Source organism: Sulfitobacter sp. F26204, from assembly GCF_026410305.1.
Taxonomy (GTDB): Bacteria; Pseudomonadota; Alphaproteobacteria; order Rhodobacterales; family Rhodobacteraceae; genus Sulfitobacter.
Map to the genome: position 1 here is coordinate 1 of NZ_JAPMLQ010000013.1, position 21,994 is coordinate 21,994.

At 54.9% G+C, this 21,994-nt stretch carries 23 protein-coding genes; 22 read left to right on the forward strand and 1 reads right to left on the reverse strand.

What is annotated here, in order from left to right; translation table 11 throughout:
* Positions 1-773 precede the first annotated feature (773 nt).
* From OS190_RS19285 to OS190_RS19335, 11 genes are all read left to right on the forward strand, one after another.
* The gene (locus OS190_RS19285) at positions 774-1,088 is read left to right on the forward strand and encodes a transposase (RefSeq protein WP_267160338.1); all 315 of its coding nucleotides are present in this window, start codon (positions 774-776) and stop codon (positions 1,086-1,088) included.
* Between the two features lie 643 nt (positions 1,089-1,731).
* Positions 1,732-2,625, forward strand: a complete 894-nt coding sequence (locus OS190_RS19290; protein ID WP_267160339.1) for a LysR substrate-binding domain-containing protein — start codon at positions 1,732-1,734, stop codon at positions 2,623-2,625.
* A 230-nt stretch (positions 2,626-2,855) separates the two neighbouring features.
* Entirely contained in the window at positions 2,856-4,004 is a 1,149-nt protein-coding gene (locus OS190_RS19295; protein ID WP_267160340.1) for an amidase, read from the forward strand.
* On the forward strand, positions 4,001-5,152 hold the full coding sequence (locus OS190_RS19300; protein ID WP_267160341.1) for an acyl-CoA dehydrogenase family protein: 1,152 nt from the start codon (positions 4,001-4,003) through the stop codon (positions 5,150-5,152). The genes OS190_RS19295 and OS190_RS19300 overlap by 4 nt, the downstream gene beginning before the upstream one ends.
* A 27-nt stretch (positions 5,153-5,179) precedes the next feature.
* Positions 5,180-5,545 (forward strand): hypothetical protein, encoded by a 366-nt coding sequence (locus OS190_RS19305; protein WP_267160342.1) that lies wholly within the window; start codon positions 5,180-5,182, stop codon positions 5,543-5,545.
* Entirely contained in the window at positions 5,545-6,093 is a 549-nt protein-coding gene (locus OS190_RS19310; protein ID WP_267160343.1) for a nuclear transport factor 2 family protein, read from the forward strand. The genes OS190_RS19305 and OS190_RS19310 overlap by 1 nt, the downstream gene beginning before the upstream one ends.
* A complete protein-coding gene (locus OS190_RS19315; RefSeq protein ID WP_267160344.1) occupies positions 6,086-7,354 on the forward strand; it encodes an aromatic ring-hydroxylating oxygenase subunit alpha in 1,269 nt (422 codons plus the stop codon). Before OS190_RS19310 ends, OS190_RS19315 begins: the two co-directional genes overlap by 8 nt.
* Positions 7,351-7,848, forward strand: a complete 498-nt coding sequence (locus OS190_RS19320) for an aromatic-ring-hydroxylating dioxygenase subunit beta (RefSeq protein WP_267160345.1) — start codon at positions 7,351-7,353, stop codon at positions 7,846-7,848. The genes OS190_RS19315 and OS190_RS19320 overlap by 4 nt, the downstream gene beginning before the upstream one ends.
* A complete protein-coding gene (locus OS190_RS19325) occupies positions 7,848-8,609 on the forward strand; it encodes an SDR family NAD(P)-dependent oxidoreductase (RefSeq protein WP_267160346.1) in 762 nt (253 codons plus the stop codon). The genes OS190_RS19320 and OS190_RS19325 overlap by 1 nt, the downstream gene beginning before the upstream one ends.
* A 32-nt stretch (positions 8,610-8,641) precedes the next feature.
* Complete coding sequence (locus OS190_RS19330; protein WP_267160347.1) at positions 8,642-9,601, forward strand: PDR/VanB family oxidoreductase; 960 nt, start codon at positions 8,642-8,644, stop codon at positions 9,599-9,601.
* 11 nt (positions 9,602-9,612) lie between these two features.
* A complete protein-coding gene (locus OS190_RS19335) occupies positions 9,613-10,098 on the forward strand; it encodes a flavin reductase (protein ID WP_267160348.1) in 486 nt (161 codons plus the stop codon).
* 8 nt (positions 10,099-10,106) lie between these two features.
* On the opposite strand, the gene OS190_RS19340 is transcribed toward OS190_RS19335, so the two are convergent.
* Positions 10,107-10,571 (reverse strand): MarR family winged helix-turn-helix transcriptional regulator, encoded by a 465-nt coding sequence (locus tag OS190_RS19340; RefSeq protein WP_267160349.1) that lies wholly within the window; start codon positions 10,569-10,571, stop codon positions 10,107-10,109.
* Positions 10,572-10,664: 93 nt separating this feature from the next.
* On the opposite strand from OS190_RS19340, the gene OS190_RS19345 reads away from it, so the two are divergent.
* The 11 genes from OS190_RS19345 to OS190_RS19395 all read left to right on the forward strand — a co-directional run bounded on the left by OS190_RS19345 (position 10,665) and on the right by OS190_RS19395 (position 21,613).
* A complete protein-coding gene (locus OS190_RS19345; protein ID WP_267160350.1) occupies positions 10,665-11,681 on the forward strand; it encodes a TRAP transporter substrate-binding protein in 1,017 nt (338 codons plus the stop codon).
* Positions 11,682-11,692: 11 nt separating this feature from the next.
* Complete coding sequence (locus tag OS190_RS19350) at positions 11,693-12,199, forward strand: TRAP transporter small permease (protein WP_267160351.1); 507 nt, start codon at positions 11,693-11,695, stop codon at positions 12,197-12,199.
* Positions 12,192-13,481, forward strand: a complete 1,290-nt coding sequence (locus tag OS190_RS19355) for a TRAP transporter large permease (protein WP_267160352.1) — start codon at positions 12,192-12,194, stop codon at positions 13,479-13,481. Before OS190_RS19350 ends, OS190_RS19355 begins: the two co-directional genes overlap by 8 nt.
* A gap of 11 nt (positions 13,482-13,492) precedes the next feature.
* On the forward strand, positions 13,493-14,590 hold the full coding sequence (locus tag OS190_RS19360; RefSeq protein ID WP_267160353.1) for a maleylacetate reductase: 1,098 nt from the start codon (positions 13,493-13,495) through the stop codon (positions 14,588-14,590).
* A 7-nt stretch (positions 14,591-14,597) separates the two neighbouring features.
* Positions 14,598-15,479 (forward strand): LysR family transcriptional regulator, encoded by an 882-nt coding sequence (locus OS190_RS19365; protein ID WP_267160354.1) that lies wholly within the window; start codon positions 14,598-14,600, stop codon positions 15,477-15,479.
* A gap of 120 nt (positions 15,480-15,599) precedes the next feature.
* Complete coding sequence (locus OS190_RS19370) at positions 15,600-16,361, forward strand: dioxygenase family protein (RefSeq protein WP_267160355.1); 762 nt, start codon at positions 15,600-15,602, stop codon at positions 16,359-16,361.
* 181 nt (positions 16,362-16,542) lie between these two features.
* The gene (locus tag OS190_RS19375) at positions 16,543-17,724 is read left to right on the forward strand and encodes a muconate/chloromuconate family cycloisomerase (RefSeq protein WP_267160356.1); all 1,182 of its coding nucleotides are present in this window, start codon (positions 16,543-16,545) and stop codon (positions 17,722-17,724) included.
* Between the two features lie 11 nt (positions 17,725-17,735).
* Entirely contained in the window at positions 17,736-18,653 is a 918-nt protein-coding gene (locus tag OS190_RS19380; protein WP_267160357.1) for an MBL fold metallo-hydrolase, read from the forward strand.
* A gap of 61 nt (positions 18,654-18,714) precedes the next feature.
* Entirely contained in the window at positions 18,715-19,749 is a 1,035-nt protein-coding gene (locus OS190_RS19385; protein WP_267160358.1) for a TRAP transporter substrate-binding protein, read from the forward strand.
* Positions 19,750-19,754: 5 nt separating this feature from the next.
* A complete protein-coding gene (locus OS190_RS19390; protein ID WP_267160359.1) occupies positions 19,755-20,273 on the forward strand; it encodes a TRAP transporter small permease subunit in 519 nt (172 codons plus the stop codon).
* A gap of 14 nt (positions 20,274-20,287) precedes the next feature.
* Positions 20,288-21,613, forward strand: a complete 1,326-nt coding sequence (locus OS190_RS19395; RefSeq protein WP_267160360.1) for a TRAP transporter large permease — start codon at positions 20,288-20,290, stop codon at positions 21,611-21,613.
* The last annotated feature ends 381 nt before the right edge of the window (positions 21,614-21,994 follow it).

The window sequence follows — 21,994 nt, forward strand, 5'->3', positions numbered from 1 at the left end:
CTCACAGCCATCGTCGCTGGCCACAAACAAAGCATGATCAACGAGCTGCTACCCTGGAATTACGTCAAATAGGTGGGATCGGCGCACCGGTTACGAGACACCAATGATAAGACCATATCGATTGACGCGATCTACATGAAAGCGCATTGCACGGCTTCAAGTCTGGGGCTGAAAATGGAGAGGTAGACGCCGGATCGGACAGACGAAACAGGGCACGAATACTAAGCCGCCTGCCATCACCGATACAAGTGGGCGGCCCATTCGTTTCTTCATCACCGCCGGTCAGGTATGAAACTACACTGGCGTCATGGGCTTACTATGCGATCTACTGGATGCTGATTGGGTTAGGGAAGCCTTGATAGAAAGGGGTACACTGCGTTGCATCTCGGATTGTAAGTCTCGCAAGAAAGCTGTGCGACAGGACAAGCGCAGTTGCAGACGCCCAACCACATCGAACGGATGTTTGGCAGGCTTATAGACAGGCGGTGCGTTTCAACTCGATATGATCAACGTCATAAGGTCTTGCTCTCCAAAATCGCCCGAGCTGCTACCATTCTATTCTGGTTATGGAATGCTGTAACGGGGCGAGAGCCACGCATTGCACGTTACACTTGTAACTTCGTGGGCAAGATGTCGTTGTTCCCGTATCATATTTCAAAAGGAGGAATGCCGGACCAAGTTGTTTATTGAGCCTGATATATCGCGCGCTGCTTTGCGCTGAGAACTGGCCAATCTGGAAGGCGAGGTTCGCGGACTTGCGAAGGACGACCCCGTTGCCGTTTATTGATGACAATGCCAGCATCGGAGCGGTCGTCACTCTGACCATCAAATCTGCCGTTGATGATAACAGCCGCTTCAGATCCTCCAAATGCGTTGGACTTTGGTTGGGCTTTGCACCATCGCGGCGCCAACCCGGAGATCGCGATGTTATCGGCGGTATCATCAAGGCCGTTACGAAACTTTGGGCCGGGCATTATGTAAGGCTCCGACAGTCATGTTACATCGCGGCCGCCTATCATGGCTCAGGGCATGGGCCGCGCGGGTGGCCAAACGTCGGGAGAGCAAGAATACAATGGTTGCACTTGTGAGACGCATTGGTGTTATTCTTCATTGTATGTGTCGGGAGGGCACCGAGTTCAATCACACAATTTCACCAATCGCTGGAGGCACCTAGATAGTATTTGAACGCTTGGAAGCGAACGACTAGAGTCTGCTCGACTGCGGCGCTTCGGTGTCCCCATCGGGGCGCGGTTCCGAAGACACCATGGTCAGGATTGTCGAGAACTCTGTTCAAGCACGCTAATGAGAGGGGCGCTTTCGGGCTACTACACGGGAACAACATCGTGTTGACGGCCATCGCGCTGACCACGGACCGAAGCATGAACCCGGGAAGATCTTGTACGGAAGGGTCGCAAATTGACTGCTATTCCAGAACGCGCTCCTGACCTCGTCAAATAGGAACGACGACGGACACTGTCAATGTCGGCAAACTCCACTCGCTATACAGACATATAGCCATTGACAAAGATGACCTCTTTACCGGTATTTTGGCCTAAGGTGATAACTCCGAAGTATTTTTCAATTTGGTGAATAATTGTTCATTACCTAGGGAGCATATTTCGCAAACTTCACCGCAAGCTGAATTATGCTAGACCACCGTCGAACTGCTTGGCATGATCGGCTGACTCGGAGCAAGCTTAGCGTCGAAATTGAAATAGGAACAAGCGCCAAATGGATTTGAAGCGGCTCAGGTATTTCGTAGCGGTCGCCGAAGAACAGAATTTTGGCCGGGCGGCTGGCCGGTTAAATATCGCCCAGCCGCCCTTGTCCCGGCAGATCGCGCAATTGGAAGGTGAACTCAGCGTTACCCTCATTGACCGAAGCCGCAAGCAGATCCGCCTTACGCAGGCAGGTCAAATTCTGCTGGAGCGAAGTCGGCAAATCCTGCTGCAGGTAGACAGAACCTTTCAAGAGGTGCAGGTGATCGGGAGAGGGAAACAAGGATTGCTTAGGATCGGCTTTGTCGGCTCTGCCAGCTACGGCGAACTGCCCAGCCTACTCAATCAACACCGGTTGCATCATTCCGAAGTCGATCTGGCGCTTCATGCAATGAATAATGCCGAACTGGAGGGGGCGCTGGTCCGACGCGAACTAGATATTGCGATTGCGCGCCCTCATCTGGACAATCGAGATTTCGATGCGGTCCTCTTGAGCGAGGAACCCTTTGTGTTGGCCGTGCCGAGCAGCTCGCCGCTACTGGCTAAAGAGCAAATACATTTGAAAGATTTGGCGGGAGAAACGCTCGTTTCGTTTCCGCGACGGCCCCGCCCTGCATATGTCGACCAGATACTGAGCATGCTAGACGAGGCAGGGGTGACGCCGAAGGACTTGGTTCTGACCCAAGATTTCCAGACCGGGATCAGTTTGGTATCGGTGGGTGCCGGCGTGGCTATTGTGCCCGAAAGCGTATCTTCAAGCCCGCGAACCGGGGTGGTGTTTCGCCAATTTCTAGGTCCTAACCCAAATACGAAATTGACCGTGCACGCGAGGTCAGACAACCGCTCTCCGCATGTGATCAACTTCATGGCTACCTTGCGCAAGTTTCGCCAGACGCCCAAAGGCTGAACAAGCCAGCTGCAAGCTAATCGGCTTTTACTGCTAAATACAGCGGATGTCGTTCAATAAATATATTTAAAATCAATTCATTGAAAGCTCTCTTCAGGTCTTGATCGCGCGCGCTACGATGGTTCTTACATACTAAATAGGTATGATATAATACCTGTCGGTCCATTGAGTTACGGTAATTTTCCTGTATAAATGTGAAAGTTACCGTAATTGTTGGAAGTCTGCAGCACATGCAATGCGAAGCCACATATGACGCGATCTTCACAAAATCGTTCGAGACGACGGGTCAAGGCCTTCGATTCGGTGTGAAAGAATGCTTGGCCGTAAAGGGCCAACCTACACGCTGCGGGTCTCTTGCTTTGGCGAATACGAGCCCTGCCGAGGAAAACGCTGAAGTAGTTCAAAGACTATTGGACAGCGGCTGTCAGATGGTTGGTCTTACGAACATGCACGAACTGGCCTTTGGCGTGACAGGTATCAACCCATATTACGGTACGCCCTGTAACCGGGGCTGGCCGGAGCGTATTCCAGGGGGGTCGTCCTCGGGGTCGGCGGCGGCGGTCGCTGCAGGGCTTTGTGATTTTTCCCTCGGGACAGACACCGGCGGATCGGTGCGTATGCCGGCCTGTTGCTGCGGTGTATTTGGGCTTAAGCCTACCTTTGGCCGTTTGTCGCGCAATGGTGTCGTTCCAAATGCGTCTTCGCTGGACTGCGTCGGCGTTTTCGCTACCAGCATGACGACCCTCATCAAAGCCATGGCCCAGTTAGATCCAGATTTCGCTGCAGCGACACTTGGCGAGGCCCCTAGGCTGAGCCGTGTCATGGTGGATTGTTCCCCTGAGATCGCCGAAACACTGGACCGCGACCTTTCAGGACTGACCGATGCCGTCACAGTGCTTGATAGTCTCGACGAGGCCTATGACGCGGGCCTGACTGTGATCAACGCAGAGATACATGCTGCATTCGGACAGATAGTTGTTGATAAGAAGTTGTTCAGTGACGTCGGAGAGCGAATCCGCGCCGCTGGCACGATAAGTTTGGCGACGCTTCAGCGTGCAGAAGCCACCCGCAAAAAATTCCGCGCGGAGGTCGACCGGGCGCTGGAGCGTGCCGATGCGCTGATACTACCGACGATGCCTGTGGTTCCTCCGTTGCTCAGGGATGCGGAGGATATGCAAATGTTGATTCCGCTGACCAAACTGGTTCGGCCCTTCAACCTGAGTGGCCACCCGGCGATCACGATTCCAACCAAGACAGTAGCGGGTCTGCCGGCGGGCATCCAGCTAATCGCACGGCACGGCGATGATGCGCGACTTTGCGCAATCGCCGAATGGGTCGCGGCTCAGCTTCCCTGCCACGACACGGAGTGCACGACATGAACAAGCAATCAGAACTCACGGAAGAACCGATCGTGCTGGACGCGGTATTGCAGGAGGTGCGGGATCGGCGCGAGGAATACGAGCGTTTAACTTATGTTCATCCCGACATGATCGCCAAGATGCAAAGCGTTGGCGTCTATCGCGCGCTGGTTCCTAAATCGATGGGCGGCGACGAACTGTCCCCTGGCGAGTTCTGTCAGTTGGTCGAGCGCTTTGCAGAGGCCGATGGTTCAACTGGCTGGGTTGCCAGTTTCGGGATCGCGCCGACCTATCTTTCCGCCTTGCCCAAGAAAACTTTTGAAAAACTATATGGCGCGAATCGCGACACAGTCTTTGCGGGGTCGATCTTTCCGCCGCAGCCTGCACAGCGTGTTAGCAGCGGGGTAAAGGTCAAGGGCCAGTGGCCATATTGCTCGGGCTGCATGGGCGCATCTTATATCGGCGTTGGAATCAAGATTGACGAGGGTAACAACGATGCGCCGGGGCTGCCACGCATGGCAGTGCTACCGCGTGAGCAGGTCTCGATCAAACACACTTGGGACACCGTGGGCCTGACCGCGACCGGTAGCCATGACGTGGCCGTCGACGACGTCGTGGTGAGCGAGGACTGGACGTTTATTCGGGGTGCCTCGTCTTTGCACGACGAGGCAATCTACCGCTATCCTACCATGGCTTTTGCCGCGCAGGTTTTGGCGGTGGTCGGTCTGGGTGTGGCGCGTGAAGCGCTAAATTGGCTGCATGCCGAAGCCATGAACCGACCATCTATCACCGGCGCGCCGTCAATCGGTGCCCGCCCCTATGTACATGAGGGCCTTGCGCGGGCCGAGGCCAAACTGCGCAGTGCGCGTAGCTTTTTTTATGACACCATCGATGAGGCTTGGACCTTGGTGGTTCGGGGCGACGCCGTTCCCGACGAGCTGAAGGTACGCTTGCGTCTTGCTTGCACGCAAGCGGCCCACGAAGGCGCGGAAGTAGCGCGGCAGGCCTACTACATGGCCGGTGCCAGCGCCCTGCGCCGTGGGCACACACTGTCGAGGACATTGGTCGATGCCTCGGCGGTCGCCCAGCATGCCTTTTTTGGGATGGGGACCTGGAGTTCTGCCGGGGCCGGCTTCCTCGGACAGAACACGCCGCCGGGTTACCCCTGAGTAAATACAAAAAACTGGAGATATTGAATGTCTAGAGAATTGAAACACCGCGTCATGTTCTGCCTATCCGTACAGCAGAATTTCTTTGATCTGCCGTTTTCGGAGGTCGGCCCCGTTTGGCAGGGCTTTGGCAATGTCCTGAAATCCATACATGAGATGGAAGGAATTAACATCGTCGGCATGTTCGACGATGACGAAACCATGGTCGGTTCATCGGGCACTAACTTTCCCTGGACCGCCTACATCATGGCAGACGCGGCTGATCGGGCCGATGTTGTTGAGGTCTGCAATCTCTTCCGCATCACCCCAGTCGGCGAAACCGATTATCGGCTGTGGAAATACATTCGCGTCGAAGCACGGATAGGCCGGGCTTTGGAAGTACCCGAACTCTGATGCGACTTACGCTCAAATATCTCGCCGCCCGCATTGAACGGCTGGAAGCGGAAAGTGCTATTCGCAATTGCCTGTCCGACTATATGGATCTGTGCGATCGGATCGATGGCGAGACCGATCTAAACCGTATCGGTGCCCTGTTCACTGAAGGTGCTGTCTGGGAGGGGCGCGGCAGTCGCTATGCCAAAGACTTTGGCGCACATCGGGGGCGGAAAGCGATACTAAACTGGATGCGAACCTTTTGCGTGACGCCACCGCATTTCACAATGAACGCCCATTTTCTGAGTTCGGAAAAAATCAGTGTGCTGTCTGATACCACAGCAAATGGCCGCTGGTTGATGTTGCAGACCCCGAAATTTCACGACGGGCAGAACTTTCTTATGGCAGCACAGTTACAAATCGATTTTGCGGTCGAGGATGGCGTTTGGCGCATAGCGCGGTTCAGAACCACCAACCTCTATTCGCGCAAGGTCGAAGACTGGGATCAGCCGACCCAGATTCCCAATCCTGTGCGAGCTATTCAACCAACAGGAGCAAGACATGAATGAAATCAAAACCGATATTCAGCCCGATTGGTCCAAGCAGGTCGACGACGACCGGATTCGTACGTCCATGTACAAAGACCCGGCGATCTTCGATGCCGAGATGGAAAAGATATTTGGCAGGACCTGGGTTTGGGTAGCACATACATCCGAAGTGCCTGACAAGGGCAGCTTCAAAACATCCCATGTTGGCAAGCAGCCAGTGATCGTTTGTCGTGATCGCAAGGGCGCACTGCATGTTCTGCTAAATCGTTGCCGTCACCGTGGTGCGACAGTCTGCGAACACACCAGCGGCAAGACCAGCTCTTTCCAGTGCCCCTATCACGGCTGGGGCTATGCATTGGACGGATCGCTGCGCGCCATCCCTTATATCGACGGCTATAGTGAGGATTTCGACAAGGCGGAATACGGGCTAAAACGCCTTAAGGTAGATGTCTACAATGGCATGATCTTTGCCACCTTCAATCCCGAAGCGGAACCGCTGGAGGATTTCCTCGGCAATGCAAAGGTCTGGATCGACCTGTTCATGAAACAGGGGGCAGGCTATCCGGTCGAGGTTATCGGCGAACACCAGTTCTCGTTCCCTGGCAATTGGAAGATTCAGCTCGAGAACACGACTGACGCCTACCACTTTCCTGTTGTCCACAAGACTTTTCTTCAGTCGCTGGACGCTGAGGCTGCGGACACATTCGCCTTCCTTGAGGGCGATGGTTATGTCGAAGATCTTGGGAACGGTCATTCCGTAATGGTGGCAATGCCGGAAATGGTTGATCTAGAAGAAGATCTCGAGCGACCGATCCCGAAACGGTTCGAAGAACTGGCCGAGATCCTGCGCGAGACCCATGAGGAAGAGCATGTGCGCCGGATCGTGCGCGCTGTAGGTGGCTGTGGTTTCAATCTGAATCTTTTCCCCAATGCCGCCTGCTCGATGGCCTTTTTCCGCATCCTCCGCCCAATTCAAGCTGATGAAACTGCCATTCGCCACCTTGCTATTGGCATGCAAGGCGGACCCAAGGCGGCCAATCAAATGCGCTTGCGCCTTCACGAACACTTTCAGGGACCGATGGGTTTCGGCTCACCCGATGATGCCGAGGTCTGGGAGCGGATACAGCGCGGCACCGATGCCGGTCCCGATCTGGACATCATGGTGAACCGAGGCATCGGTCTGCAAAAGCCCAGCGAAAACGGATTGGACGTTGGGGATGTCACCGCCGAGACCGGGATGCGTTCAGCCTACCAAATGTGGAAAAGGATGATGAGCCAATGAGCGAGACTACCAAAACTAAAGCCGGCATCTCGCAAGCCGAAGCAATCGATTTTGTCTGGCGCGAAGCAGATGTTCTTGACCGCGCAGATTACCAAACATGGTTGAAGATGTGGAGTAAGCATGGCCTCTACATCATCCCCATCAATCCCGACGAGACTGATTTCGAAAACACGCTGAACATCACCTATGATGATGCTGGGATGCGCCGGATGCGCGTGGACCGGCTGTCCGGGGGGTTTGCGATTTCCGCGGCACCCGCAGCGCGAACCGTGCGGCTGCTGAGCCGCTTTGTCGAGACTGATTGCGGGCCAGAGACTATCAGCCTGCGGGCGGCATTCTTTCTTACCGAAGATAAATTAGGTCGTCAGATCCAACATACTGGTACGATTGAATATGACCTCATCCGCGAAGGCGGGGCATTGGTGATGTCGAAAAAGGTCGTGCGTCTGATCAATGCTAACGGAGAGCTGAATGCAATCAGCTATCTATTTTAATGCCACGGCCACTGGCACTGGATACCCAAACGGCCGTGGTGACCGGCGCTGGCACTGGCGTAGGTAGAGAAATCGCGCGGGCACTGCATGGAGCCGGTTATCGCGTCATTTTGAGCGACATCGACGAAGAGTCTGTCTATCAATTGGCCGAGGAACTTGATCTCGCGTCGGAATTGGCGTTGACCGCTAAATTGGACATCTCGAGTCCTGAGGATTTTCAGCGCGTGTTGGACCTTACCGTGGAGCGTTGGGGATCGGTGGAAGTACTGGTCAACAATGCGTCGGTGACAAAGGCACAGCCTTTGATGGAGATCACACCCGGTGACTTCAACCGGGTAATGGCGACCAATGCAGGCGGTGTGTTTGCCGCTAGCCAGATTTTCGCCCGTCATTTCAAAGAACGCTCCTATGGGCGAATAGTCAATCTTGCGTCGCTGGCGGGGCAAAACGGAGGTACCGCCACAGGTGTGCATTACGCCGCATCCAAGGGCGCAATCCTCACGCTCACCAAGGTCTTTGCACGGGATCTGGCGCCCTACGGGATAACCGTCAATGCCATCGCGCCCGGTCCGCTGGACTCGCCGGTCGTCGACCGCCTTATCCCCGATGAGAAGCGCGAAGAGTTCATATCGAGCATACCGGTGGGGCAATTGGGTGATCCGAAGTTTATTGCGGACATGGTGGTTATGCTTGCGTCTCCAATGGCGTCCTACGTGACCGGTGCTTGCTGGGACGCGAATGGCGGTCTGAACCTGAGATGAGACTCGTCGGAGAGAGAACAGGAGGAAATATAGTGACGGAACAGCTAATTGACCTCATCGTGGAAGGCCGACGCGTTGATTGCGGCGACATTCTTCGGCTGGCTTTGAAACGTGCTGATGGCGGTAGCCTTCCAGCTTCCGAGGCTGGCGCTCATATTGAGTTGGCTCTGCCAAATGGGGCCGATACTCTTTATCGTCAGTATTCGCTTTATAATGACCCAGCTGAGAAAGACGTCTATCGACTAGGAGTGCTCAAGGATCCCAACGGCCGCGGCGGCTCGACGCTGGTGCACGAGTTGGCTCAGATTGGCGCTAAAATCGCAGCTAGCACCCCCCGCAACCATTTTCCGCTGGTAGAAAGTGCCGAGAGAACCGTGCTAATCGGTGGCGGGATCGGAATTACCCCGATGATTGCGATGGCGTGGCGACTGCAAGCGCTGGGATGCGACTTCGAACTGCATTATTGCGCGCGGTCACGCAGCCGCGCAGCTTTCCTTGACTTGCTGAATGCCGCGCCTTTTGCCCACCGTGTCTCGCTGCATTTCGATGACGAGGATTCCGCGTTCGACCCGCAGTCTCTGCCATATGCGGCGATTGACACGCATGTCTATGTCTGCGGGCCGCAAGGGTTTATGGATTGGATTATTGACGCGGCTGAGGCGGCGGGCCATGCGCCGGCAAATGTACATCGAGAGTATTTCAATGCTGCGGTTGACGCTTCAGGCGAAGCCTTCTTGGTCGAGGCACGCGCATCCGGCGTCATCGTTACCGTGGGACCAGATTGCACGATCGTAAAGGCACTGGCTGATGTTGGTATCAATATCGAGGTGAAATGCGAGGAAGGCGTTTGCGGCACCTGCTTGGTCGACGTGCTTGAAGGCACGCCCGACCATCGGGACTATTTCCTGACTGACGAGGAAAAAGCGGAGAATGTCGAAATGACGGTTTGCTGCTCAAGAGCCCATAGCAAGAAACTCGTTCTGGATATTTAAGGGAGGCCGACATGAAATCAGAATCTGAAGAGTTCCGTGAAGGGATGAGCCGGCTGGGTGCCGCTGTCAACCTGATCACTTCGAACGGACCCGAGGGTTGTCACGGAATGACCGCGTCCGCAGTCTGTTCAATAACCGATAGCCCGCCGACGCTATTGGTCTGTGTCAATCGGATGAACCGGTCGCATGACATCTTCAATGGCAATGGCAACCTATGTGTGAATGTCCTCGGGGCTGGCCATGAAACATTGTCCAATCTCTTTGCTACGAGAGGTGGCGAGGAAAGGTTTGAAGACACCCATTGGACCTTCGGCAAGACCGGCGCACCCGTCCTAAAGGACGCTATCGTCGCCTTTGACTGCCGGATTAGTGAACGCCGCACTATGGGCAGCCATTCGGTCTTTTACGCTCGCGTAGAACAAACAGTGCTACACGACACTGCAGCCGAGACCCTAATCTGGTTCGATCGCTCTTATCATGCCTTGAGGGCAGTGTGATAATGCTGTCAGTTCATCTCGTTCAACTTGGCGAAAACGCGGCTCAGGACAGAGTTGACGACTGCACGGTCAGCGTCGGGAATGCCCTCGAAAGCCCTCTGCATGACCTGTTCGGCAACCTCCCAGCCTCGATGCCTGAGTTCGAGACCCTTGGCAGTGATCGACGCCTCAGTTACGCGCCGATCGGTTGCCCGCGCACGGGTAGTCAGAAGCCGTCCGGTTTCCATACGCTGGACGATTTTAGTCATTGTGTTCAACCGGATTACGGTGATGTCGGCAAGTTCCGAGACACTGCGGTTGTCCTGTTCAAACAAGGCCATCAAAACGCGCCACGACGGAATATCCAGACCCATCGGCTTGAGGGCTTCGTCCATTACCAGCGTGTAGCGAGAACTCAACCTCGTGGTCCAGAAAAATGGCCATTGACTAAGATTGAAGTCGGTCGGCTTGGAAGCGATTTCGGTCTTATCCATTCGTCCGCCCACCACATCAATACCCGAACATCAACCTGAAGTCGTAAAATATACCACAAAAGCGAAATAACGAAACTGACTGGAGAGGTAAACATGAAAATTACTATAAAAACACTAGCAACGGTTGCGATTTTTCTCGCGGCATCGCCAGCCATCGCAGAAGAAAAATTGAGAGTGGCGAATTGGGCACCTACGTCCCACACACTATATACCGATGTCATGCAGCCGTTCGCTCGTAGTATCGAAGAAGCTACCGAGGGACGGGTTAAGGTCGACATTCTCCCGGCTCCGCTTGGCCCGCCACCAGCCCACTTCGATTTTGCCGTCAACGGGATTGCCGATATTACTTTCGGCGTTCAGGCCTATACGCCTGGTCGCTTCAAGACATCAAGTATTGCCGAAGCTCCGTTTCTCGGCGACAGCGCCGAGGCCATTTCTGTCGCCTATTGGCGGACGTATGAAGAGCATCTTGCACAGGCTGGTGAATACGATCAGGTCAAGGTGCTTTCGCTATTCGTGCACGGCCCAGGTGGGCTGTTCGTCCGCGGTCGTGACGCCACTAAGTTAGAGGATCTCGACGGGGCCAAGCTGAGGGTCAGCGGGGGAATTGCCCATGAGGTGACCAGCGCCCTTGGTATGGTGCCGGTTGAAGCATCGGCACCGCAATCCTACGAGCTTCTGTCGCAGGGCGTCGTTGATGGCATCATGTTTCCCTATGAATCCGTGCAGTTTTTCAACTTGAACGCCCTTGTGGATACGGCATTGATAGTTCCCGGCGGCCTCTACAATACATCCTTCTTCGTGGTGATGAACAAGACACGTTGGGAGAGTCTATCTGCCGCAGATCAGACGGCAATTGAAAGCGTTGCAGGTGAAGTGCTCGCCAGACTGGCGGGACGGGCCTTTGATCGCGCTGATGAGGCTGCACGCTCAGCGGTGAACGCTCACGTCAAAACTGCAATTGTCGGTGGCGTCGACCTTGAACGCCTCCAAGACCGCCTTTCGCCGGTGATTGAAGACCGGAACGCAAAACTGAAGGCAGCAGGGATATCATCACGGGCGGCTGTCCAAATGATGCAGGCCGAAATCGAGAGCCTTTCGGGTCAATGACATATCGGCAGATGGATAATTCCATGAGCCTTGCGGCGGCACCCGCTGCAAGACTTATCCGCACCGCGGTCGCCGTGGCATGCAGTGTTATGCTACTGGCAATCATGGCCGTTACTACCATTGACGTGTTTGGGCGATACGTTTTCGACATACCGCTGAAGGGTGGTACCGAGCTGACCGAGCTACTGCTGGTCAGCATCATCTTCGTGGGTCTACCGGCGATCTGCCTCGATGACGGCCACGTAAAAGTCGACCTCATCACAGAGAGGCTGCCACGGACGTTGCAACCGCTGCGCCTTGTGGCCACGGGCCTCATCACCGTTGGTTTCTTGGCCGTCGTGGGCAGCAGGCTGTGGCTTTATGCAGGCCAGATCTCGGCTTATGGTGGAACCACCAGTAGCCTCCGTATTCCGGTCGCCCCGGTCGCCTACGTTTGTGCCACGGCGACCTTTGTCGCGGCTGCCATCACCCTGTTCGGCTGCCTCATATCTCGCGCTCAAGGTGGCCATCATGATTGAATGGCCCATTGGTGCTGCCATCGTGTTTGTCCTGTTACTATCAGGGCTACCAATCGCAATCTCGCTGGCGATCGTCGGAACTCTGGGTACGGCATCGATCATCGGCCTTGATCCGGCGCTGTCGCTAATGGGGCAAACCTTTTTCGACAATGGTCGGCACTATACTCTGGCGGTGCTGCCGATGTTCCTACTGATGGGGAACCTGATCGCTAAATCCGGTATTGCCAATGAACTGTACAATGCCGCCTATTCTTGGCTGCGCCACCGTAAGGGTGGTCTGGCTATGGCGACTGTCGTTGCCTGCGGCGGTTTTTCGTCTGTATGTGGATCGTCTCTAGCGACCGCAGCCACCATGTCGCGTATCTCGATGCCCGCGATGCGCAAATACAATTACCCCGACAGCCTTTCGACCGCATCCATTGCCGCCGGCGGCACTCTAGGCATTCTCATCCCGCCCTCGGTTATCCTGGTGTTTTACGGCATCATGACCCAGCAGGACATTGGCAAGCTTTTCATCGCTGGTCTGGTCCCGGGTCTGATCGGTATTTTGGGTTATGTCGTCGCGGTGCAGCTATCGATACGGATGCAGGGGGTGGACTTGTTGGTCGAAGATCGTCTGCCGTTCCGAGCCCGGATAATGTCCCTTAAGGGGGCGGCCGGGGCGCTGATGCTCTTTGCTTTTGTGATGGGTGGCATCTACCTTGGAGTATTTACGCCGACGGAAAGCGCCGGTATGGGGGCATTCGGGGCACTGGTCCTGACGTTGCTGAGCGGGAAGTTTTCGGTCTCCGATCTAACCGAGACCCTTTTTGAAACCGCCAAGACGACAACGATGATGTTTTTCGTGCTATTTGGCGCGCTGACCTTTTCGAACTACGTGAACCTATCTGGCATGACACAGGATCTGCAGGCTGCCCTGACCTATCTTGGCACAGGCCCATGGTCGCTGATGCTGACCATCGTCGCCATATACCTCGTGCTGGGCTGCATTCTCGAAGGGCTTTCGATGATCACCCTCACTGTACCGATCTTTTATCCGATCGTTGCGTCGGAAGGGTTCGATCTAATCTGGTTCGGCATTTTCGTTGTCGTTGTGACCGAAGTTAGCTACATCACCCCGCCAGTCGGCATGAACGCTTTCGCGGTACGCTCTGCGGTGCCGAATGTTAAGTTGAACACAATCTTCGGCGGATTGGTTCCTTTCGTGTTGGTTGACGTTGTACGGATTCTGCTTCTGCTAGCGGTCCCGGGCCTTGTCCTGTTCTTGCCATCGCTAATGTGAAGGAATTGAACGTGAACAATACAACTGTGCTCTCTTTCACATATACTAGCCTGCCTGCACGGATCCTGTTCGGCGCCGGTACGTCGGCCCAATTGCCCGATGAACTGCGGCGGCTTTCGATCTCGCGGCCGATGATCCTGACAACACCTACACAGAAGGACCTAGGCGAAAGATTGGCCAAACTGCTGGGAGGAAAGACGGCCGGGGTCTATGCCCAGGCCGCGATGCACACACCTGTCAGCGTGACCAAGGATGCGATGGAAGCATGTAAAAGCACGGGGGCCGATGGGCTGGTTGCGATCGGGGGTGGCTCGACCATCGGGTTAGCCAAGGCGATCGCTCTGCGCACCGACCTGCCGCAGATCGCCATGCCGACAACCTATGCCGGATCTGAGATGACCTCGATCATCGGTCAAACTGAGAATGGGCGAAAGACCACGCAAAAGACGATGAAGGTACTGCCCGAGACGGTAATCTATGATGTCGACTATACCTTGAGGTTTCCCGTGCCCGCGAGCGTGACATCTGGAATGAATGCCATCGCCCACGCTGTCGAAGCGCTTTATAGCGAGAACCAGAACCCAATACTGGATCTACAAGCGATTGAAGGATTATCGAAGGTGCTGCCGGCGCTGTGGACCATTTTAGAAGACCCGTGTAATCTGGCCGCCCGCACTGATCTTCTTTATGGTGCTTGGCTCTGTGCGGTTTGCCTTGGCACCGGCGGGGTCGCCCTGCATCACAAACTCTGCCACGTCCTTGGCGGGACGTTCGACCTGCCCCATGCCGAGACCCACACTATCATTCTGCCGCACGCGCTGACCTACAACGCATCGTCAGTACCCGAGGCTATGGAAAAGCTACGGCTCGCGACCGGGTCCGAGGACCCCGCCAGGGAATTCCAACGGATTGCCCATCGTGCGGAGGGCGTCCCGGTCGCCTTGCGTGATCTAGGCATGGCCGAAGACGGCATCGAAAAGGTGGTGCAGATCACAATTGACAGTCCCTATTATAATCCCCGTCCGCTGGATCGCGATGCGCTGACCAATACCCTCCGCGCCGCGTGGGCGGGCGCGGCTCCGGGCAGTTTGACCCGGAGCATTGGTTAAATTTGCGATGGAGTTTCGCCAGCTTAGATATTTTGTGGCCGTTGCGGAAGAGGGCAATTTCGGCCGCGCTGCAGAGCGGCTGCACGTATCACAGCCGCCTATCAGTCGGCAAATCCAAGCCTTGGAGCAGGAACTGGGCACAGTTCTTTTACTGCGCAATGCTCCGGGGGTGAGGCTCACTGAGGCCGGCGAGATTTTTTATGCGGATGCGCAAAAGGTCCTTGCCCAAGTCCGCGGCGCGGTTGATCGAGTCGGAGCTGCAACCCGGGGCGAACTCGGTCGCCTGAATGTCGCGTTTTTTGGTTCCACTGTCTATCAGGCGGTGCCGGAATGCCTGCTGAAACTACGTCAGGCCCATCCTGGCATCGACCTATTCCTCACCCGAATGAGCAAGACCCAACAGCTCAACGCGATCCGGGAAGGTGCGATACATGTCGGGTTCGGTCGCTTCTACCCCGAAGCTAAGGATCTCTGCATTAGAGATATCGGGAACGACACGATGACGGCAGCGATTCCCACCGACCACCCCCTTGCGGACAGGAAGTCGGTCACGCTCGCTGAACTTTCCGTTGAGCCGATCGTGGCCTACCCGTCTGCGGACCGCCCCAATCTGACGGATGAGATTATCGACATTTTCCGTGACCATCGGCTGGATGTGATCGTCCAACATGTCGCGAGCGACTCGACATCGGCGCTATGCATGGCGGCCTATTCTTGTCGCTGCACGTTAGTCCCGGAATCAATTACTCGGCTTCGCTTTCCGGGAATGGAATTCATCCCGATTTCCGATTGCCACAGGACAATCAAGACAACCTGTATCTATCGCAGGGATCAGCAAGCGCCCGTCCTACGAAAGCTTCTTGAAACGATAAATGTAAACCAAGACTAAAGTATATTGCTTTTCGCGTATCATGGCCTGCCTCAATCGGTATTGGAATCAACAAAGCCTGCCAGCCTACAATTGACGATAATCAACGATACCGAAGTAGGAGGAAATATGTCAGAGAGAGTGAAACAAATCGTCCCTGAACTTTTGGACGAAATTAAGGGCGTTCTGAAGAAGCACAAGGTCACATTTGCCGAATACCGAAGCGCTTTCGAATATCTGATCGGCGTGCAGGAAGCGAAAGAGGTTCCGCTCATGCTGGATGCCTTATTCAATGCGACAATCGTTGAAATCGAAAATGAATCCAGAAAAGGTACGCGTGCCGACATTCAGGGACCTTACTATATCGACGAAGATTACCCGATCGTGACGGATGAATTACCGTCTCGCCCCGAAGACGCGGGTGCTCAGGACATGATTATTCGCGGCCAGGTCACCGATTTGGACGGCACTCCGGTCGCCGGGGCAATGCTGGATATCTGGCATTCGACACCCGATGGCCTCTATTCCGGTATCCATGATAATATTGATCGGAAATACTATCGCGGCCGTGTGGTGACAGGAGAGAACGGCCACTATTGCGTCACATCGAAGCTGCCTGTGCCCTATCAGATTCCGAATGCAGGCCCCACCGGCGATCTATTGGAAAAGCACCTTGGCCGTCATTCTTGGCGCCCGGCACATATTCATTTCTGGGCTCGCGCTGAGGGCAAGCGTGACCTGATCAACCAAGCCTATTTTGAAGGTGGTGAATATGTCGGCGATGATTGTTGCGATACCGATCACCTCGAACTGGTTGTTCCAGAAGTCATTGAAGATGGCGCAAGGGTAATGGAAGTGAACTTTGTGCTTGAGCCGGCGCAAGCTCAGCTTGCTGCAGAATAGAAAGCCCTCTCGTTCCTCACCCGGCGCGATTTGTGTCGGGTGACGTTCACTCCTGTCCACACCAGCCGAACCCGATAAAGGAAGTGCCCCTTCTAAGGGACTGCAGCAGTGCCGTAAAGGCACCAGCGTCCATCTAACGTTCCCGGTTCGGCATGGCCCATCACAAAAGGTAAAAAGATAAGTGGTAGGTATTTCAACGGCAGAAAAAGCAGAAGCCTTGGCACAAACACTGCCGTCGCTGGCCCGCAGCACCCGGATCAGGGATATACAGACCTGGATTTCTGACGTGCCAATCAAACGGCCGCATATTCTGTCGAACACCAACTTGGCCGTGCAATCATATGTCCACCTGCGCGTGCAGCTCGAGAATGGCACGGTCGGGTGGGGCGAGGCGTCCACCTTGGGCGGTCCGCGTTGGGCCGAGGAAAGCGTAGAAGCGATCCAAGCCAATATTATTCGCTATCTCGCGCCGGTGCTCATCGGGCAACCCGCCTGCCAATTCGAGCTCATCCATATGCTGCTAAACCGGGCTGCTGTTCGGAACAACTCAGCAAAGGCAGCGATCAGCATGGCAATTCATGACGCGGTCGGGCGTACGCTTGACGTCCCGGCAGCTCAGTTTCTGGGAGGCGTTGTTGAGACCTCGTTTCGTACAATCTGGGGGCTGTCGATCGGAGATGCGGAGCGCGAAATTCAAGAAGCAAAGAACCATATCGCAGCGGGCCTGTTCAATCGCTTCAAAATCAAGCTAGGGCTTCAACCCCGCGCGCAGGAGCTGGAACGTCTGAAGGCGATCCGGACAGGTGTCGGCGATGATATCGAACTCATCGTTGACATCAATCAGGCATGGTCTGAGGCGAGTTGCAGCCGGTTTTTACCGATCCTCGAAGAATTGGATATCGCACTGATCGAACAGCCTTTGCCGGCCGATCAAATTTTTGCCCAAGGTCGGGCTGCAAGTCGCACGCGAATCCCCTTCATGATGGACGAATGTAGCTTTGGCGCTACCGACGCTTTGAACGGCTTACGCGTTGGGGCAGGATCGGTCCTCTCGCTCAAGCTGGTCAAGAGTGGTGGTCTGCCGGAATTGAAACGCACCGCGGCGGTCGCGAGCGCTTTTGGTGCCGAGCTTTTCGGCGGTTGTTTGCTGGAGAGTAGCCTCGGCGCGGCGGCCCATCTTCAGGCGTTTGCCTCCTTACCCGAGCTGCACTGGGGAACTGAACATTTCGGCCCGCAGATCATCATTGACGATCTAACTAAGACGCCACTCAGATACGAGAACTTTCGGGTCCACCTGCCCGAAGGGCCGGGCCTCGGTCTCGAGCCGGATTTAGACCGGCTCAAAGAAATTCGGCGCAAATGATAGGTGAAGATATGACAGCCAATAACCTTCCACATATGCAGCAGGTTCAAATTGACGAGATGCGCATCAGTGCTCTGCTGGATTTCGTTGGCCCGGCGAGAACTGCCGCCGAACTATTTCTCGATCCGCCTTCTGCTATTTTCGAAAACGAACAAAGCTGGTTAGTGCCGAACTATGCCGAGGCCGACACGGGTCGACTTGTCCTCTCCTACCAGTCGTTCCTTATTGAGCTTGCCGGAAAGGTCATCCTGATCGATTGCGCCGTTGGCGAAGACGGAAATTTCCCTTCCCGTCCAGACTGGCACCGCAAGAAGAGCAATTGGCTGAACCATCTGGGTCAGGCAGGTTATGCGCTAGAAGATGTGGACACCGTGTTTCTATCGCATCTGCACATGGATCATATCGGATGGCTAACACGGCTGGATGGTGACGCATGGCGCCCGACATTTCCCAACGCCCGGCATGTAACGACTAAAGCCGAATACGATTACTGGAGTGCACGACACGGAGAGATGCCGTATATGTCGACCTCCTTCAACGACTGCGTGGCTCCTGTCGAACGCGCAGGATTGCTGGAGTTTGTCGCGCCCGGGGAGGAGCTGGCACATAATCTATTCGTCACTGACCTAGCCGGGCATTCGCCTGGCATGGCTGGTTTGGAGTGGTGCAGGGGAAAACGAGTCATTGCCGCTTTTTGCGCTGACCTGATGCATCACCCTTTGCAGGTCACCCACCCAGAACTATCCACTGTGTTCTGTTTTGATGGCGATGCAGCGGCGACCGCCCGAAAGAAAAAGCTCTCGCTCTATGCAGATCATGGGACCGAGGTGTTTTGCGGACATTTCCCCGGTGACCCCTCTGGCAAAATCGTGCGCGACGGGCAGAGACAACACTTTAGGCCGACTCGTTGGGCGGCTCCTGCACCCTAAGCGACTTCGATCGCAGACAAGTCTGATGTGATTAGGCCATAACAGAAAAATGGAGAAAGACATGCCTCAAATGAGAAAACGAATTTCGGTCCTGCTGATGGCCGTTACGGTACTTTTACCAATGCCGGCCGCCGCTGACAAAATTCGCCTAGACGTGCAAAGTGCCTTCCCGCTGGCCACCCCATCCGCCGGCGAAAATGCTACATATTTTGGCGATAGAATCAACCGGTTGTCCCATGGAGAGCTCGAGGTCAAAGTCTATGGCGCAGGCAAACTCGTGCCGTCGCTGCAGATTTTCGATGCTGTTCAGCAGGGCACACTGGATGCCGGGATGACCTCACCGCACTATGTTGCCGGGCGTTTCCCGGCCGTCCAGTTCTTTGGCGGTGCCCCCTTCGGCCTCGATCCGGTGCGTCACGCTGACTGGATCTACAATGGTGGCGGTGGTGAGATTTGGTCAGAGATATACGAAGCACAGGGCGTCAAAACCATACCCTGTGGCTTGATGGGGGCCGAATCTGGTGGCTGGTATAATTTTCGAATTGAATCAACCGAGGACCTTAAGGGTAAGAAGATTAGGTTTGCCGGACTGGCCGGAAGTGTGATGGCCAAACTGGGTGCCTCGGTAGTGTTACTGCCTCTGAGCGAGGTTTACCCCGGTCTCGAGCGAGGTGTCATTGACGGAGCTGAAGTGTCGATGCCAGCCATCGACACGCTTTTTGGATTGCAGCAGGTCAGCCAATATTTCTACTTACCGGGTTGGCACCAGCCGTCAGCAATGAATGAGTTGATCATCAACCTGAACAAGTGGGACAGTTTCGATGCCGAGCAGCAAAGCCTGATATATGAAACCTGCAAAGCGATCAATTTGTCCTCGATCATGTCGACCGAGACCTTGAACGCGAAGGCGGTCAGCGATTTTGAAGCTGCTGGTGTAGAAATTCTGCCCTTTCCGGACACGGTTCTAAACGACCTCCGAATGGCCTTTGACAGCGTTGTCACCGAGCAAGCGTCAAAAGACGGTGATTTTCGCAGGGTTTGGGACTCTCTTCAGGCGTACCGCGCGGACATCTCCGCTTGGTCAGACCGCAACTAAGTACGGTGGTAGCAGTTTCTCAAGCACTAGCTGCCATCCAATGGTTCACGCTGCGGGTGGGTCAGGCTTCGGCCCTATTCGTGCCGCTCCTAATGGTGACAGTCGTTTTGAATGTCACTTTGCGCTACATCTTTTCGATCGGCTCCATCCAACTTGAGGAATTGCAATGGCACCTCAATGCCGTAGCGGTGATGGGGTGTATGGCTTGGGCCTATCAAAAGGACGTCCATGTCCGCGTAGATGTGTTTCGAAACAGGATGTCGCCCCGGGTTCGGGCTGGGATCGAGGCGGTTGGTGTTCTCGTCTTGCTGCTGCCCTTCCTGTGGTTTGTCACTGTTAGTGCGTGGTCGATTTTTGGTTATTCTTGGCACCTGAAGGAAGGGTCCCCGATGCCTTCCGGCCTGCCCGCGCGTTACTTGATTAAATTCGTGATGGCCGCCGGGTTGAGCCTGCTGTTTCTTCAAAGCCTGGCGGTGCTCGGACGATCTCTCCTGGTTCTCGTTTCCACTGAACCTTCGGCCTAATGGGAGCCAGTGTCATGGATGCTCTATTCGTCTTTCTTCTTTTCTCGACTTTCATGATCGTGATGTTCTCGGGCTATCCGGTAGCCTTTGTTCTCGGCGGTGTTGCGGTGCTTTTTGCTATCCTCGGCACGGTTCTCGACGGTTTTTCCGTTGGCGGAGAGCTGGCGTCGCTGCGTATGTTAGGGTTTGTTGCCAACCGAATATTCGATACGATCTCGAGTTATTCTTTAATTCCGATCTCGATGTTCGTCTTTATGGGGCTGATGCTCGAAAGGTCTGGGGTGGCCGAAAAACTGTTGTCGCGCATGCATTTTTTGTTGCGCGGCGTGCCCGGAGGCATGGCGATTTCCGTGGTTCTAATCGGGGTGTTATTGGCGGCCTCTACTGGCATCATTGGGGCCTCAGTCGTGCTTTTAGCGACAATCTCGATGCCGGCGATGCGGAAAGCAAAGTACAGTGATAATCTCGGGCTCGGCGTTGTCGGCGCGACCAGTTGCCTCGGCATTCTGATTCCGCCTTCGATAATGCTGATCGTTATGGGTGATCAGTTGCAGATTCCTGCAGGAAATCTGTTCCGCGGGGCGATCTTGCCGGGGCTGTTGTTAGCGGCGTGCTATATCGCATATTGTGTCATTGTCGCGCTGATACGTCCCGAAGTGGCACCAGCAATTGCGCATCGCAGCGAAGACAATTTACGGGTCGGCCTCCGCAGTCTTTTCACTTCGTTGCTGGCACCGGTCCTTTTAATTACCTCCGTCCTCGGCTCCATCGTCTTAGGTATAGCTACCCCGACAGAGGCCGCCGGGATCGGAGCCGCGGGCGCGACACTCATTGCCGTAGCTTCGGGCAATCTGAACTGGCGCCAGTTCCGCGAGGTCTCGGAACAATCGGCCTTGACCACATCATTCTTGTTCGCCCTAATCTTTGGGGCATCCTGCTTTTCGGTGGTACTACGCGGCTACGGTGGTGACGAAGTCATCGAGGCCGCACTCTACGCAATTCCGTTGCCTCCTTTGATGACACTCCTACTAACTTTAACAATAGTTTTCTTGCTCGGATTCTTTCTCGACTGGATGGAAATCATTCTCATCATTGCGCCGTTGCTCTTGCCGAGCTTATCCGCCATGGGTCACGATCCGACGTGGGTTGCGATATTGATGGCGATCTGCCTGCAAACTTCCTTTTTGACACCGCCCGTAGGCATGGCATTGTTCTATCTCAAAAACACACTGCCAGATGTCGGGATCACTCAGATATATCGGTCAGTCATTCCCTTCATCCTGATCCAACTCGCTGTCTTGCTTCTGGCGATTGCTCTTCCGAGCCTCGTGACCTGGTAGTGCGGCTGACGTCGTCAAGTTGCATTCCAGATTTGTTCAAATTGGTGGTGGATCGGTACTTTTTTGTTCGATACATTGCAGTCGTTGCCCGGAATGTGGGGCAAAGAATGGTAGGGACGGATCACAAGCTGGGACCGATACATTAGTCACTTCGTTTGGCAATTTTCCGGTTCTTGAAATTGATTTTATCGCTCAAATCCCTATTCAAGCATCACCGCTTTTCACGCGAGAACATTCTTTACGCAGGATAGCGGCAGATGGCGATACTTGTGGGCGCCGTTCATGCAAATGGTCAGATGGCTGACCTCCGCCTGACCCAACGTCGGAATGCTAAGGGCGTCAAAAACCTTTTCGACTAGGTAGTGGAGGCACCGGTATCTC

Coding starts and splice junctions, on each gene's coding strand:
- OS190_RS19295 (WP_267160340.1), top strand. CDS start 2,856: ATGCAATGCGAAGCCACATATGACGCGATCTTCACAAAATCGTTCGAG.
- OS190_RS19350 (WP_267160351.1), top strand. CDS start 11,693: ATGGATAATTCCATGAGCCTTGCGGCGGCACCCGCTGCAAGACTTATC.
- OS190_RS19365 (WP_267160354.1), top strand. CDS start 14,598: ATGGAGTTTCGCCAGCTTAGATATTTTGTGGCCGTTGCGGAAGAGGGC.
- OS190_RS19380 (WP_267160357.1), top strand. CDS start 17,736: ATGACAGCCAATAACCTTCCACATATGCAGCAGGTTCAAATTGACGAG.
- OS190_RS19355 (WP_267160352.1), top strand. CDS start 12,192: ATGATTGAATGGCCCATTGGTGCTGCCATCGTGTTTGTCCTGTTACTA.
- OS190_RS19325 (WP_267160346.1), top strand. CDS start 7,848: ATGCCACGGCCACTGGCACTGGATACCCAAACGGCCGTGGTGACCGGC.
- OS190_RS19345 (WP_267160350.1), top strand. CDS start 10,665: ATGAAAATTACTATAAAAACACTAGCAACGGTTGCGATTTTTCTCGCG.
- OS190_RS19315 (WP_267160344.1), top strand. CDS start 6,086: ATGAATGAAATCAAAACCGATATTCAGCCCGATTGGTCCAAGCAGGTC.
- OS190_RS19310 (WP_267160343.1), top strand. CDS start 5,545: ATGCGACTTACGCTCAAATATCTCGCCGCCCGCATTGAACGGCTGGAA.
- OS190_RS19385 (WP_267160358.1), top strand. CDS start 18,715: ATGCCTCAAATGAGAAAACGAATTTCGGTCCTGCTGATGGCCGTTACG.
- OS190_RS19300 (WP_267160341.1), top strand. CDS start 4,001: ATGAACAAGCAATCAGAACTCACGGAAGAACCGATCGTGCTGGACGCG.
- OS190_RS19335 (WP_267160348.1), top strand. CDS start 9,613: ATGAAATCAGAATCTGAAGAGTTCCGTGAAGGGATGAGCCGGCTGGGT.
- OS190_RS19305 (WP_267160342.1), top strand. CDS start 5,180: ATGTCTAGAGAATTGAAACACCGCGTCATGTTCTGCCTATCCGTACAG.
- OS190_RS19395 (WP_267160360.1), top strand. CDS start 20,288: ATGGATGCTCTATTCGTCTTTCTTCTTTTCTCGACTTTCATGATCGTG.
- OS190_RS19340 (WP_267160349.1), bottom strand. CDS start 10,571: ATGGATAAGACCGAAATCGCTTCCAAGCCGACCGACTTCAATCTTAGT.
- OS190_RS19320 (WP_267160345.1), top strand. CDS start 7,351: ATGAGCGAGACTACCAAAACTAAAGCCGGCATCTCGCAAGCCGAAGCA.
- OS190_RS19290 (WP_267160339.1), top strand. CDS start 1,732: ATGGATTTGAAGCGGCTCAGGTATTTCGTAGCGGTCGCCGAAGAACAG.